The sequence below is a fragment of the Robiginitalea sp. genome (assembly GCF_982776155.1).
The window spans coordinates 284,231-298,105 of record NZ_CEXZKX010000003.1; the positions used below are offsets into that span (position 1 = coordinate 284,231).

Annotated in this window: 11 protein-coding genes; 2 read left to right on the forward strand and 9 right to left on the reverse strand. The window is 58.6% G+C overall.

Going from position 1 to position 13,875, the window contains the following annotated elements; all coding sequences use genetic code 11:
- Positions 1-16: 16 nt before the first annotated feature.
- A complete protein-coding gene (locus AC3DKS_RS07035; protein ID WP_272607513.1) occupies positions 17-1,300 on the reverse strand; it encodes a prolyl oligopeptidase family serine peptidase in 1,284 nt (427 codons plus the stop codon).
- A gap of 144 nt (positions 1,301-1,444) precedes the next feature.
- Entirely contained in the window at positions 1,445-2,746 is a 1,302-nt protein-coding gene (locus AC3DKS_RS07040) for an NAD(P)/FAD-dependent oxidoreductase (RefSeq protein WP_272607512.1), read from the reverse strand.
- Between the two features lie 121 nt (positions 2,747-2,867).
- Between AC3DKS_RS07040 and AC3DKS_RS07045 the strand changes: the two genes are divergently transcribed.
- A complete protein-coding gene (locus tag AC3DKS_RS07045; RefSeq protein ID WP_015755754.1) occupies positions 2,868-3,332 on the forward strand; it encodes a (2Fe-2S)-binding protein in 465 nt (154 codons plus the stop codon).
- A gap of 83 nt (positions 3,333-3,415) precedes the next feature.
- Positions 3,416-5,626 carry a xanthine dehydrogenase family protein molybdopterin-binding subunit gene (locus AC3DKS_RS07050; protein ID WP_041327326.1) on the forward strand — a complete coding sequence of 737 codons (2,211 nt, stop codon included), beginning with the start codon at positions 3,416-3,418 and terminating at the stop codon, positions 5,624-5,626.
- A 5-nt stretch (positions 5,627-5,631) separates the two neighbouring features.
- On the opposite strand, the gene AC3DKS_RS07055 is transcribed toward AC3DKS_RS07050, so the two are convergent.
- From AC3DKS_RS07055 to AC3DKS_RS07085, 7 genes are all read right to left on the reverse strand, one after another.
- Positions 5,632-6,225, reverse strand: coding sequence for a gluconate 2-dehydrogenase subunit 3 family protein (locus tag AC3DKS_RS07055; protein WP_272607511.1), 594 nt, complete (start codon positions 6,223-6,225; stop codon positions 5,632-5,634).
- 1 nt (position 6,226) lies between these two features.
- Entirely contained in the window at positions 6,227-7,927 is a 1,701-nt protein-coding gene (locus AC3DKS_RS07060) for a GMC oxidoreductase (RefSeq protein WP_015755751.1), read from the reverse strand.
- A 76-nt stretch (positions 7,928-8,003) separates the two neighbouring features.
- Complete coding sequence (locus tag AC3DKS_RS07065) at positions 8,004-8,516, reverse strand: hypothetical protein (protein WP_041327324.1); 513 nt, start codon at positions 8,514-8,516, stop codon at positions 8,004-8,006.
- 98 nt (positions 8,517-8,614) lie between these two features.
- Positions 8,615-9,304, reverse strand: a complete 690-nt coding sequence (folE, locus tag AC3DKS_RS07070; RefSeq protein ID WP_272607510.1) for a GTP cyclohydrolase I FolE — start codon at positions 9,302-9,304, stop codon at positions 8,615-8,617.
- A gap of 25 nt (positions 9,305-9,329) precedes the next feature.
- Positions 9,330-9,503 carry a Lacal_2735 family protein gene (locus AC3DKS_RS07075; RefSeq protein ID WP_041327931.1) on the reverse strand — a complete coding sequence of 58 codons (174 nt, stop codon included), beginning with the start codon at positions 9,501-9,503 and terminating at the stop codon, positions 9,330-9,332.
- Between the two features lie 193 nt (positions 9,504-9,696).
- On the reverse strand, positions 9,697-10,695 hold the full coding sequence (locus AC3DKS_RS07080; RefSeq protein WP_272607509.1) for a ThuA domain-containing protein: 999 nt from the start codon (positions 10,693-10,695) through the stop codon (positions 9,697-9,699).
- A gap of 22 nt (positions 10,696-10,717) precedes the next feature.
- Entirely contained in the window at positions 10,718-13,864 is a 3,147-nt protein-coding gene (locus tag AC3DKS_RS07085) for a PVC-type heme-binding CxxCH protein (protein ID WP_272607508.1), read from the reverse strand.
- Positions 13,865-13,875: the final 11 nt, after the last annotated feature.

Consider the following 13,875-nt stretch of genomic DNA (forward strand, 5'->3'; position numbering starts at 1 on the left):
CGGCACGGGCGGCGCATCAATTCTCCTGGGCCGCCAGCCATTCCATAACCGTAACCGGCCGCCCGTTTACCAGTACAGGCCCCCCGTCAAAATCCTGGCGGGCCACATTGGCGTGGGAATAGATCCAGGACCAGTGGCCGCTGTAATGGAAGCCTTCCCCCCCATACTGGTTGGTTATGTCCGTTACGTGGTCGTAATAGGAGAAATGCACATTGCGGGCCCCCGCCTCCAGCAGGCGGTTGTAAATGGGTACTGCTGTTTCTTCCGGGAGGGTCACCGGGTCGTCCTTGGAATGGATAAACCATATCGGCACCTTCCGGATACTGCGGATCTGCGCATCGGTAACGTACTCGGCGTGGTAGGCCAGTGCGCTGATGAAGGCCGCCGCAAAATAATCCGGGTCCTTCAACAGCAGCTTGAGACTCATATAGCCCCCGTTGCTGCAGCCGCCCACGTAAATCCGGTCCGGGTCGATTCCCGGGTTATCGGCGACATACGCCTTAATCAGGTCCATCAGTCCTTCGTTGTATATGTCCTCGACATCCCCCCGGGTATAGCCGCCGCCTTCCCGATTCATCCAGAAGGTCGGAGCCTGGGGAACCAGGACATACGCGCCCCCGAAGAGGACCTGGATGTCCGGGGATGCATAATTAGCGGCCCGGTTGCCCAGAAGGGCCACTGTGGGGTCTGTCCCGCCTTCCCCGCCCCCGTGGAGCCAGATGATGAGTGGTTTTTTGCCACCCCCTGCAGCCGGGCTGAAAGCGGCGTAGGACATGGATTTTCCGGGGGCATACTGAAAGGAGCCCTCCAGGTCAAAGGAGTCTGTCAGCGGCATGATCCGGCCCGTTTTCTCGGTCCAGGTGCGCAGTGTGGGCAGGTGGGTAATCGCCACGCGGTAGTCCACCCAGAAATTGCCCCGGACCTTTTCGTTCTGAGCGTACTGGAATGGCGATCCGATCGGCATTTGGGGCCCGACAGCGAGGACAAGCGTCAGGTGGGAACCTGCTGCGACCCGGTTGCCGTTGGCATCCGATACGTACGTATTCAGGACGGTCCGGGGTCCGGCTGCCATGGCTTCCGGTATTTCCGCCAGGTCCGTGGTGCGCGTGGCGTGAACTGAGAAATCTCCGGTAGGGGGTTCGCTGAGGGTTTCCCCCATTTCCAGGACAACTTTGTTCACCGCCGGGCCCCAGTCAAAGCCTTCGACCAGAATCTTGTAGTTTCCGGCATTCTGGGCCAGGATCGTGCCGCAGGTTCCCGTCAGGATCGCAAGGATCAACAGTAGTTTAATTTGTTTCATCAGGTTTGGTTTTTTAAGGATGTTAGGTTTGTTGTTTTTCCGGGTGCTGTGCAATTTGTGCTTCCCGGGGAATCCCCGGCGGGTTGCGCAGGGGGTACGCCGGAACAGGCCCCAGGATGTTAGACGCCGATTCCGGGCCAGGGTTTAATCGCCGGGCCCCGGCCCCCTGTCACTGGCCGCATCCTGCGCTTCCCTTCGGTATGGCCGGATGATCAAACCCAGGGGGCGGTCGTAACTCAGGTAATTAAAAGCCCAGTGGTAGAGGGCGGAGAGTTTGTTCCGGAAGCCGACCAGGGAATAGATATGGACGGCCATCCAGACCACCCAGGCAAAAGTTCCCTGGAATTTCCAGTTGGGCAGGTCGGCTACCGCCCGCGCCCTCCCAACGGTGGCCATCGCGCCCCGGTCGCGGTAAACAAAAGGCACTAAATCCCGACGCCTTAACAAGCGACCCAGGTTCCCGGCCAGGTGGCGACCCTGTTGCTGGGCAACCGGAGCCAGCATCGGCAGGCCGCGCGGGGTTGCCTCCGCAATGCAGGCGGCTACGTCGCCAATGGCGAAAACATTGTCCAGGCCGGCTACCCGGTTGCAGGGGTCTACCGCAATGCGGTTCCCCTTAAGCAGGCAGGATTCCGGCAAGCCATTTAAGGGGGCGGCCCGGACCCCTGCCGTCCAGATAACCGTGTCGGTGGGAAACCGGGTCCCGTCCGATAAATGCACCTGGTCGTCCCGGTAATCGGCCACCCGGGAATTGAGCAGGACGTTGACGCCCAGGTCCTCGAGGTACTCCCGGGCTTTTTCCGAGGCGATTTCCGACATGGCCTTAAGGACCCGATCGCCGCTCTGGTAGAGGTTGATGCTCATCAGGGAGGTGTCGAGGTCGGGAAAATCCCTGGGGATAACGTGTTTTTTCATCTCGGCAAGGGCCCCGGCCAGTTCAATGCCTGCAGGGCCGCCTCCCACGATGGCGATATTCATGATTTCCTCCAGGGGCTCCCCGCTGTAATTGGCGATGGCTTTTTCCAGGTTCTGGTAGACGAAACTCCGGAGGTTCAGGGCATCCGGCAACGACTTGAGGGTGAGCATCCGATCCTGTAGGGATTCAAAGTTGAAATAGTTTGTCCGGCTGCCCGTGGCGATTACCAGGTAGTCGTACGGCACGGTACCGATGGAGGTAAACAAGCGGCTGCGCTCCCAGTCCACCAGGCTGACCTCCGCCATCCGGCACCGGACATTGCGGAACCGGCGGAAGATGCGCCGAACCGGGTAGGCTATGCTGTCGGGCTCCAGCCCTCCAGTTGCCACCTGGTACATTAGCGGCTGGAAATTGTGGTAGTTGTTTCGGTCAATCAGCAGGACATCCACGGGCAAACGCCGAAGGGACTTGGCGAGTTCGATCCCGCCGAAGCCGGCGCCCACGATCACGACCTGGGGTTTGTTTTCCATGTAATTCGAATGCGGAAGCGTTGTTAATAATTGTTAAATATCTGTCGATTTAACAGTTTATCAAAGTAGCGTCCGGGTATAATTCTGGTAAACTCACTAACTTATTGCAAAATTTTTATCCATGGCAGTTTATAACCTGAAAATTAACGGAACCTCAATGGAGGTGGATGCAGATCCGTCCACCCCGCTTTTGTGGGTATTGCGCGACCATCTGAATATGGTCGGGACCAAATACGGCTGCGGGATAGCGCAGTGCGGTGCCTGTACGGTACACCTCGGGGACACGGCAACCCGTTCCTGTTCGCTGCCGGTATCCTCGGTAGGCGACCAGGAAGTCACCACCATCGAAGGCCTTTCGGAGAACGGCGATCACCCGGTCCAGAAAGCCTGGCTGGAGGTGGACGTCCCCCAATGCGGGTACTGTCAGGCCGGACAGATCATGTCGGCTGCTGCCTTGCTCAAGGGAAACCCGAACCCCAGCGATGCGGATATCGAATCGGCTATGAACGGCAATATTTGCCGGTGCGGCACCTATGTGCGGATTAAAAAGGCCATCAGGATGGCTGCTGACCAATCGGCTACCTGAGGTACGCCTGAGAGAATTGCAGGCACCATCCAGGGTTTTGAGCCACCCATTTAACATGTTAGAATCCAATTAATCCCAAGAAAATGACACTGATAAAAACATCCATCGGACGACGCTCGTTTATAAAATCTTCCGCCCTGGCGGGGGGAGGCATGATGCTCGGCTTCAGCTGGCTCGCCTCCTGCAAGGACGAGGCCGCCCGGGAAGCTGCCCTGGCCATGCCCGACGAGTGGTTTGAAATCAACGGTTTCCTCAAGATTGGCGACAACGGGGTGGTGACCATCATGTCGCCCAACCCGGAAATCGGGCAGAATGTCAAGACGGCCATGCCGATGATCGTCGCAGACGAGTTGGATATTGATTGGGAACGCGTGATTGTGGAGCAGGCCCCCCTGAACCTCGATATCTTCACGCGCCAACTGGCCGGGGGCAGCCAGTCCATCCGACAGGGTTGGCAGGGTCTCAGGCTGGCCGGGGCGACAGCCCGACAGATGCTCCGAGAGGCAGCGGCCCGGGCCTGGGAGGTCCCGGTGGAGGAGGTAACCACCGAGATGGGGATGCTTCATCACAAAGCCTCCGGCCAATCGGCCGGGTACGGGGAAATGGCGTCTGCTGCTGCAGCGCTTGAAGTCCCGGAGGAAGTGGCGTTGAAGGAACCTAAGGATTTTACGATAATCGGGACGGACCGCAAAAACGTGGACGGCCCAAAGATTGTAACGGGCAAGCCCTTGTTTGGCCTGGATGTGCAACGCGAGGGGATGTTGATCGCCATGGTGGCCCATCCGCCGGCATTCGGGATGAAATTAAAATCCGTTGACGCGGAATCGGTAAAATCCATGCCCGGTATCCGGGATGTGTTCCCGATCGTGGTCTACCCGGAAGGGGCCGAAAGGCAATGGTCGGACGGGGGAGCCATCCCCGAGATGATAGCTATTGTAGGCGAAAGCACCTGGCAGTGCATGCAGGCCAAGAAGGCGTTGCAGGCCGAGTGGGAGGCAGACGGGACCCTGGAGAGTACGGCATTCCACGAAGAAGAACTCGAGAAGCTGCTGGCAACCGCCCCCGAGAAACCCGCGCGGAAGGACGGCAATGTGGATCGGGCCTTTGCACAGGCGGCCAAAGTGGTGGAAAGCACCTTCAGTGCGCCCTACCTGGCCCACAACACGATGGAACCCATGAATTTCTTTGCCCATGTAACCCCGGAGAAAGCCGAGTTGCTCGGCCCCATACAAACTCCGGAATACCTGGAGAATACGCTGGTTTCCGTCCTGGGCATGCCCAAGGAGAAGATCGATGTGATGATGACCCGGATGGGTGGCGGCTTCGGGCGGCGGCTCTACGGAACATTCGCCGTTGAAGCAGCGATGATTTCCAAAAAGATGCAGGCACCTGTAAAGCTCGTTTACTCCCGGGAGGATGATATGACCCAGGGCACCTACCGGCCCTCCTATAAAATACGCTACAAGGCCGGCCTGGACGAAGCGGGCAACCTGATTGCCTGGCATGTCCGCGGGGTGGGTACCAACGACGACCTGGTATTTGAGAACCGTTTCCCCGCCGGTGCAGTAGACAACTACTTGGCCGAGAAACACGCCCTGCCGACGCTGGTAACCACCGGAGCCTGGCGCGCGCCCCGCTCCAATTTTATCGCTGGGGCCGAGCAGGCCTTTATGGATGAAGTTGCCGAGGCGGCGGGTAAGGATCCGATCGAGTTCCGCCTGGAACTCTTTGACCGGGCGATCAGCGACCCGGTCGGGGACCCTGAAACAAATGATTACGACCCGGAACGTTATGCAGGTGTGCTGAAACTGGTCCGGGAGAAATCGAATTGGGAAGCGGGGCCGCCCAGCGGCCTGTCGCGCGGCGTGGCGGCGTACTTCTGCCACAATTCCTATGTGGCCCAGGTATTGGATTTGAAGGTGGAAGCCAATACGCCCAAGGTGGAGAAAGTGTATTGCGCAGTGGATTGCGGTATCGTTATCAATCCGCTCAGCGCCAAAAACCAGGTGGAAGGTGGTATCGTCGACGGTATCGGGCATGCGACATTCAGCGCGCTTTCCTTCCGGGACGGCCGGGCAGAACAATCAAACTTTGATACCTACCGGCTAATCCGCAACGCCGAGGCGCCCAAATCCATTGAAACGTATTTTGTGGACAATGGGATCGACCCGACGGGTCTCGGGGAGCCTTCCCTGCCGCCTGTCCAGGGGGCCCTGGCCAATGCGCTCTACAAGGCGACGGGTACGCGGTATTACGAACAGCCTTTCTTCGGGGAACGGCGGATTATCGGATAAGCCGGCTACAGGCTCCAGCGATTCCCCACATCGGATAGGGGGATACACCCCTGGAACGCCCCGGGTATCGGGTCGTAGCTAAGTACATTCCTGCCGATTTCCTCCGAGGAGAAATACGCCCAGACCATCATGGATTTCAGGTTGCGGTAAAAACCGACGGGTTCCTGTTCCCCTACGGCCGTCCCCCATACCCCCGGGTTGAATTTTCCGCCGGCGGCTTCCTCGGCTTTAAGTACACTTGCGCGGTCGGTATCCCCGAGTTCTGCAAACACCTCTCCATACCCATCGATGCACCGGGAATCAAAGGCGGCCAGTTCCCTGCGGAGTGCCTCCCGGGCCTCCGGGTCGTACACCCGGGCGAAGACTTTGTCCATGAACATATCGGCCTTTACATCCAGCCCGCCCGGGGTTTCCGTCCGGGGCAGGACCGTGTCCACCAGGGCGGCCACCAGGGCTGCCTCGCTGGCCGTGAGGAATTCCGGTTTCCAGTCCGGCCGTTTTTCATTTTGGCAGGATTGTAGGAGGGACAGGGCAGTTGGCAGGGCCAGGGCAGCCCCCGCCATCAGTCCGGTTCTCTTGAGCGCGCTTCTTCGATCCATGTCAGATATTGAATTTGTTGAGTTCGGATACCGCGTGGTCCGCTGCACGGGCGGTCAATGCCATATAGGTCAGTGAAGGGTTTACGCAGGAAGACGAGGTCATACAGGCCCCGTCCGTGACGAAGACGTTTTTCACTGCGTGTACCTGGTTTGTACCGTTCAGCACGGAGGTTTTGGGATCGCGACCCATACGGGCGGTTCCCATTTCGTGGATGCCGTAGCCGGGTTCATGCTCGTTGTCGAAACCCATGACATTTTCAAGGCCGGCCTTCTCGAGCATTTCAACCGCATCCTTGCGGATCTGCCGGTTCAGGGCTTTTTCGTTTTCCTTGAACTCGCAGTCGATGGCCAATGTAGGCTGGCCCCATTTATCCGTGTTTTCAGTGTCCAGAGTTACCTTGTTTTCGTGGTAGGGAAGGCATTCTGCAAATCCGGTAATAAAGAATTCCCAGGGTCCCGGCTTGAGGATTTCGTCCTTGAAACCGGCCCCAAATTCAGGGATATTGGCCGGGTTCCCTCCCCGATATCCGCCTCCCTGGAAGCCGAAGCCCCGGACAAAATCCTGGGACCTGGAACCTTCGTCCACGTTTACGTAACGCGGGATATAGATGCCGTTTGGCCTGCGGCCGCTGTAATATTTATCCTCAAACCCGGGGACCCGCGCTGTGGCCCCCACCCGGTACGTGTGGTCCATCAGGTTATGCCCCAGTTCCCCGCTGTCGTTCCCCATCCCTTCCGGGAAGCGGTTCGATTTGGAGTTCAGCAGGATTTGAGTGGTACTCAGGGCAGAGGCATTGCAGAAAACGATGCGTGCCCGGTAGTCCATGGACTCCCCGGTTTCCGCGTCGATAATGCGAACCCCGTTGGCCAGGCCCTTCTCTTCGTCGTAGAGGATGGACTGGGCAATGGAGTAGGGGCGGATTGTCAGGTTCCCCGTGGCCTGGGCGGCCGGCAGGGTCACTGCATTGCTGCTGAAATACGCCCCGTACGGACAGCCCCGGCTGCACCGGTTCCGGTACTGGCACTTCCCGCGGCCATTGAGGGGCTCAGTCAGGTGTGCCACCCGGCCGATAATCATGTGGCGCCCGGGGAATTGCTCTTCAATACGGCTCTTTACGTGTTTCTCCACGCAGTTCAACTCCATCGGTGGCAGGAAGTGGCTGTCGGGCAACTGCGGTAAACCCAGGGGTTCCCCGCTGATCCCGGCAAACTTCTCCACATAGGTATACCAGGGTTCGATATCCTTGTATCGGATGGGCCAGTCCACCCCATAGCCGTCCCTGGCATTCGCTTCAAAGTCCAGGTCGCTCCAGCGGTAGGTCTGTTTCCCCCAAAGGAGGGATCGGCCGCCCATTTGGTGGCCGCGGATCCATAGAAAGGGCTTAACTTCCGTATAGGGGTTCTCCGCGTCGTTTGCGTAAAAATGCTCCACGGACTTGCCGATAAATCCCGACCGGATACCCTTGTAGTGTTTCCGGCGTTCCTCCGGGGTCAGAGATTCCCGGAGTTCCAGGTCCCAGGGGTCGTCGTTCATGGTTTTGTAGTCCGCCACATGCTCTACAATCGGACCCCGTTCCAGGACCAGGGTCTTCAACCCTTTTTCGCACAATTCCTTGGCGGCCCATCCGCCGCTGATACCCGACCCGATCACGATGGCGTCGTAGGTCATCGCCTGGCGGGCATCGATATTAAAATTTGCCATTTTAGGAGTTTGGTCTGCGCCTAAGATAGCGATTTCCGGAAAGTACGCCAGGTGATTGCGCGTGCCCCCGGGAAATTTAGCGGAACCGGTTCGCTTCCGGAAAGGTGTAGAGAAACCCGAGATTGACAGTTGCCCAGGGGCTCCCGTCGGTTTCGATGCCTGTGTAGGACAGGTTTACTTCTGTCTGGGCCCCCATCAGGAATCCGATAACGGGTTTGTAGTACAACCCGCCGTCATTTCCGTCATTCAGGCCCAGGGCATATCCGGCATCGCCCCCAAAAGAAAAGGAGTTCGACAGCCAGATGCGCAGGCTGCCGGCAAGGGGCAGGAACTGAACGCTGGGCAGGTCCGCGCCCCCGCTGTCAAATTTTTCGGGAAACCCGTTGATAAACCCCACCATGGCGCCAAGGTCTACCACTTCCCCAAGGGCTGCCAGGTAACCGGCATCCACCCCCACGGCCAGGCTCACCACGTCATTGACCTCCGAGGTGACGGGCAACGATCCGTGTGCCCCGATTTTAAATCCCTGCTGGGAGGTGGCCGTAGCGACAATCCCCAGAAAGAGTATCGAAAAAAATAAGCTTCGCATAATCGGAATTTTGCTTACCATAACGGGCGGGCGACCGATTTATGCCCCATGGGGCTCCTTTTTGTTGTGAAAAGTGCAATTGCGGTTGTAAGGACTGCTCAGCAACCCCGGAGGTAGAATTGCAATTCCGCCATTTTTTCGGGGCTTTCAAAGCAACCTCCATAAAATGAGGTGAGGGTTTCCGAACAATCGTCCTGTACGCCCCGGGACGCCACACAGAGGTGTTTCGCATCGAGGATCACCGCGACGTCCCGGGTGCCCAACACGTTTTGCAATTCGGCCCCGATCTGGCAGGTCATCCTCTCCTGCACCTGCGGCCGTTGGGCATAGTAGCGCACTATCCGGTTGAGTTTGGACAGGCCGATGACCTTGCCGCAGGAGAAATAGGCTACATGGGCTTTTCCGAAAATGGGCACAAAATGGTGCTCGCAATTTGAATAGAACAAAATGTTCTTTTCTACCAGCATTTGCCCGTAGCGATAAGTGTTTTCGAACAGGGATACCTGGGGTTTGTTCTTTGGGTCCAGGCCGGAAAAGGACTCTTCCACATACATCCGGGCTACCCGGGCAGGGGTATCCCTGAGGGAATCGTCGTTGAGGTCCAAACCGAGGGTTTCCATAATCCGCTGAAAATAGAATGCAATCCGGACTTTTTTCTCGGCGTCGCTCAGATCAAAGGCATCCTCGCAGAGCGGGGTTTGCAGGTGCTCGGGGAGCGATGCAGTCCCGGTGCCTTCTCTGGGTGTCCCGTTAACCTGCACGGGTGGGGTAGTGGGTAGTTTTTGCATGAATCGATTATTGTGAGGAATCGGGTCAGGCACCCGAATCCAGCATTTCTATTTCTTTAAGGACGGCCTCGGCCTCCGCGTATTTTGCATCGCCCTGCGAGCGGTTGGTCTGGGAGAGTTTGTGGGCTTCCCCCAGGAGTTTTTTGTACCGCACCTCAAGTTTCTCACGGGGAGTACGGGATTTTAGGAATCCAAACATATCATATCGGTTTATGGGGTAAAATGTACCCATAATGTTTAACAATTAATGTTAAACAATAAACAAAATTATAGAAATCATGGAAATTCGTGCCGTATTGCGGGGATTTTCAGCCATCCTCCGAGTTACCAGCCGTGCCGGAGTCATCCATGGGAGTCTCAGGAGCCGTCCTGTAGCCTGACCGTCACAGGGTTTAGGGGAGCTGCCCTTCCGGCAAAAGGCCTTTTTTGTAGACCTCCCCGAACCCGGAATTATTGGGTTGGTAGGGCTGTGTATAGGACACGTCCATGTCTTCCGGTACCTCGAGTCCCAGCGCCCAGTAGATGCCATTCAGGGCGAGTCGGCGCATATTCGGGTTTCGAAAATCATAAGGATGCCCGAGGGTGGTAAAGAACACCCGGGACGTTTTCCCCGATTCCCCTGTATAGGATTTGGTCCAGGCAACCGGATTGACCAGCGGGAATTCGTCCAGGCGGCCGTCCATCTCGTGCTTGGAGCGCAGGGACCTCCCAATGAGGAGAGGCGCGGCATCTCCCTGTAACTCCCAATCGCCTCCGTCCACATGGTAAAGCCAGGAATACGCCTGGAAGGCATTCACGTCTGTCAGTATCGGATGCTCCACGCCTTCCGCAAGGGTTACAGCTGTCAACGGGTCATTCCCGTCCTCGAAGTGTCCGTGGTGGGTAATCCATTGCTGCCCAAAGACCCGGGCCGGCCAGGCGTTGTTCATCCGGGCGTTTTCCGTGGAATCCGGATAGAGAAAAGCATGTGTGGCCGTCCGGAACCCCACCATCGGTTTACCGGATTCGGCAAACCGGGTAATGTGGGCCAGTTCGGCCTCAGGCAGCGCGCGGAATCGGGTAAACAACACCATCAGGTCCGCGCTGTCCAGGGCAGCGAGCCCCTGGATATGATCCAGGCGGTTTGGGTCGATCACCCCGCTGGAATCTACCGAGAAACAGAGCGTTACCTCCGCGTCCAGCTCCCTCTTGAGAATCCCGGCCAACATCGGCATGGATTCCTCGGAGCGATATTCCTCGTCCCCGATGACAAATACCACATGGGGTTTTTTTTCCGTTTCTGCTGCCTGCCCTGTCGGTTCAGCCGCTTGCCTGCAACCCATCCCGGGGAGGCATGCCACCAGGCAAACGGACGCGAGGATGGCGTTTTTTATGGGTGTGGCGTACTTCATGGGCGTGACGTTTTTCAAAGGACTATTGCAGTTCTTCTGTGTGATAAAATCCTTTTTTCTCCCGGACCGCTTCCCGGATACGCCCCACGGATTCCGGATACACCGGTTTGGCCCGGTTCCCGAAGGCGTTGCGCACATAAGTGAGCACCGCGGCAATCTCCTCGTCGGAGAGGAGACCCTCAAAAGCCGTCATCGGCACCTTGCCGTCGTACTGAACGGCATTGACCATCAGCGGGCCCTGCAGGCCTTTAAGCGTTAGTTTTATCAGGCGCTCTTGCGAACCGGTGGCCCAGGAACTGTTGGCCAGGGGCGGAAAACCGGAAGCGGGCAGGCCCTGCCCGTCTTCCTGGTGGCAGGTGGCGCAATACCCTTCCCGCAGATAGATTTCCCGACCGCTGACAAATAACGTACTGTCCCGTTCGCTGAATCCGTCCGGTACCGGCGGGCCCTTGTCCTCCACATCGCTTTGCCTCTCGCCGTAAAGCCGGTTGCTTACTGCAAGGAAGGCTTCGCGGTTCCAGCTGTCCAGTCCGGACTCGCCGAGGATTTGCAGGATGTTCCGGGCCGTCGAATCCGGTAGCCAGGATGCTGCCGCCAGGGTCTCCATCCGAACACGACCATGGGGATCACCGGCCGTCCTTTCCAGTATTTTCACATGGTCCGGGAGCAAATGCGTATTGTAACGGACGGCCCGAACCCCGGCAGCGCGTACCCGGGGGTCGCCTGAGTCCAGGAGTTCCCGCAGTAAAGCCGTATCGAGCCTGCCGATCCCCCAGCTGGTCCAGAGGGCCTCCAGAAGCTGGTGTTCCGCTTCCGGGTGGGCCGGGTTGAGCCGGGCGGTCCAGTTCCTCAATGCCTCGGAAACCGCGTCCGGGTCGCGCCCCCTGAGCACCCGACGGGCCCGGTAACGCGTCCGGTATTCCGGGGCTCCGAGGGCCCTGACCAGTTCTTCAACCGGGGCCGCCTGCAGGTCCGGGGCGGACAGCAGTGGCCGCTCCGTATGGGTGATGCGGTAGATACGGCCGTGGCTGTGGTCGCGATAGGGGTCCCGGGCGTTGTGCTGCATATGGCCAATGAGGATATTGTGCCAGTCCACCACGTACAGGCTGCCGTCGGGGGCGAATTCCAGGTCCACCGGGCGGAAATTCGGGTCGCTGCTCCGAAGCAGGTCCTGCCGGAATTCCAGGGAGAAGCCGGTTCCGGTTTCCCGCAGGGCGTGTTGTTTGATCCCGAGGAATCCGATGTCGTTGCACAGGAGGATATCTCCCTGGACCGAATCCGGGAAATGGCGGCTCGAGACAAATTCGAGCCCTGAGGTGGGGCGGACCTTGTGTGCATCGGGGACCATGTCTGCCGGTAGCGGGTGGGAAATGCCGTATTCAGGTTGCAGGGTTCCCGGTAACATCCAGCGCAGGGCCGGACCGGAGGTATCCAGGAAGAAGGGCTGGCCCCACCGGTCGAAGGCGATCCCCCAGGGGTTTGGGATCGGTAACTGGGCGGTCCGTTCCAGGTGCCGGCGGGTCGGGTTGTAACGGTAAAAACCGCCATTTGTACCCCGGACCGGGCCGTACGGGGTTTCGACGTTTGTATGGAGGAAGGTGCCTTCCCCCATATAGATCGCACCGCTCGGATCCGAAGTGAATGCGCTGATGGCGTGGTGCGTATCGTGGTCGTCAAACCCGCTGAAGACGATCTCTTCGGTATCGGCCCGGTCGTCCCCGTCCGTATCCCGGTAGCGCTTCAGGTGGGTGCCCTGGGAGATGTAGACGCCCTCCGGGCTCAATTCGAATCCCACCGGCAGGTGGAGTCCGTCCACCCAGGTTTTTGCCGTATCGGCCCGGCCGTCCCCGTCGAGGTCCTCCAGGATCAACAGCTTGTCATCCGGTTTGGAATCGCCCGGCCGGTAATGGGGGTAGGAGGGCATGGTGGCCACCCAGAGGCGGCCGGCATCGTCAAAGGAAAGCTGCACCGGGTTGGCGAGCTCTGGAAAATCCGATTCTGAGGCAAAGAGTGAAATTTCATATCCCGGTGGCAGCGTAAACGTGGCCAGGGCTTCCTCCCCGTAGAGGTATTCACCTCCTCCGTGCCCGTACTGGTCGGGCTTGTAATTGGACTGAACCGGAGGCAGGGGACGGGTGAGCGAGTCGGCAGCAGCCACGTCGTAGGACCCTCCTGCCGCGGTCTTCCAGATAGCCGTATCGCGGACGGCGGTCATCTGGCGGATCTTTTCGAGCTCGTAAGGGTAATTGTCCGGCCCAAAGGGGTCGTACCGCCTCCCGAAAACGTGGACGCCGTTGGGGATTTTGAAATCGTTGTGCCAGAACCAGTTTTTTTCCCGGACCGCTGCGAGGAGGGCCTCATCTTCGGGGACACCTGCGTCGACGCCAAAAAGTTGCCCGGCCAGGTAAGCGGACAGTTGGCGGTAGCCGGCATCGTTGAGTTGCAGTCCGTCGATGGTCAGGTTCTCTTCCCCTTCGAACCACTCTTTTGAGGGGTGGAACAGATCCAGGAAGGGCACCCCGGCCTCGACGGCCACAGTTTCCATCATGGCGGTGTAGGCCTCCAGCTTTTTGTTGGTTTCCCGAAAATCCGGGAGGTCCGGACCGCCGGCAACCGCTTCCATTGCGGTGGGGGAAAGGAGCACCAGCCGGGGCGGAGAAGCCCCGTTGTACAGCTGGGAGCGCGTGTGGGATATAAATGCGCGGAGTTCGTCCCGGGTAATTTCCCGGTAACTATCCGGGCGAAAAACCTCGTTAAAGCCGAAAAACGCGAGGATGACATCTGCCCGAAGCCGGGCGAGCCACTCGTCGGGACTTTCCAGGTGGCCCTCACTCCCGGAAGGGGGGTAGAGTTCCCCGAGAAGTGCTTCCGCTTCCGGAAATGCCCAGGGGTGCATCCTTCCGGAGTGGGGCCGGAACCCCGGGGTATTCCCCCCGTCCCCCATATTGCGGATCTGCAGCAGGCTGTCCGGGTAAGCGGCTTGCAGGGTCGCTTCAAAATACCCGTAATGCATCATTCGGGAAGGCAGGTTATTGCCCAGGAAGACGATAGACTGGCCTTGTCGCACGGGAACCACGGGATCCTGATCCCAGCGGGAACAGCCGGATAAAACGGCCAGGGTAGAAATAACAAGTATCGGGATGATAATTCGTCGAAAGGGATGGGACATCTGTCGGTGGG

Coding starts and splice junctions, on each gene's coding strand:
- folE (WP_272607510.1), bottom strand. CDS start 9,304: ATGCAAAAACTACCCACTACCCCACCCGTGCAGGTTAACGGGACACCC.
- AC3DKS_RS07065 (WP_041327324.1), bottom strand. CDS start 8,516: ATGCGAAGCTTATTTTTTTCGATACTCTTTCTGGGGATTGTCGCTACG.
- AC3DKS_RS07040 (WP_272607512.1), bottom strand. CDS start 2,746: ATGGAAAACAAACCCCAGGTCGTGATCGTGGGCGCCGGCTTCGGCGGG.
- AC3DKS_RS07055 (WP_272607511.1), bottom strand. CDS start 6,225: ATGGATCGAAGAAGCGCGCTCAAGAGAACCGGACTGATGGCGGGGGCT.
- AC3DKS_RS07050 (WP_041327326.1), top strand. CDS start 3,416: ATGACACTGATAAAAACATCCATCGGACGACGCTCGTTTATAAAATCT.
- AC3DKS_RS07080 (WP_272607509.1), bottom strand. CDS start 10,695: ATGAAGTACGCCACACCCATAAAAAACGCCATCCTCGCGTCCGTTTGC.
- AC3DKS_RS07075 (WP_041327931.1), bottom strand. CDS start 9,503: ATGTTTGGATTCCTAAAATCCCGTACTCCCCGTGAGAAACTTGAGGTG.
- AC3DKS_RS07035 (WP_272607513.1), bottom strand. CDS start 1,300: ATGAAACAAATTAAACTACTGTTGATCCTTGCGATCCTGACGGGAACC.
- AC3DKS_RS07085 (WP_272607508.1), bottom strand. CDS start 13,864: ATGTCCCATCCCTTTCGACGAATTATCATCCCGATACTTGTTATTTCT.
- AC3DKS_RS07060 (WP_015755751.1), bottom strand. CDS start 7,927: ATGGCAAATTTTAATATCGATGCCCGCCAGGCGATGACCTACGACGCC.
- AC3DKS_RS07045 (WP_015755754.1), top strand. CDS start 2,868: ATGGCAGTTTATAACCTGAAAATTAACGGAACCTCAATGGAGGTGGAT.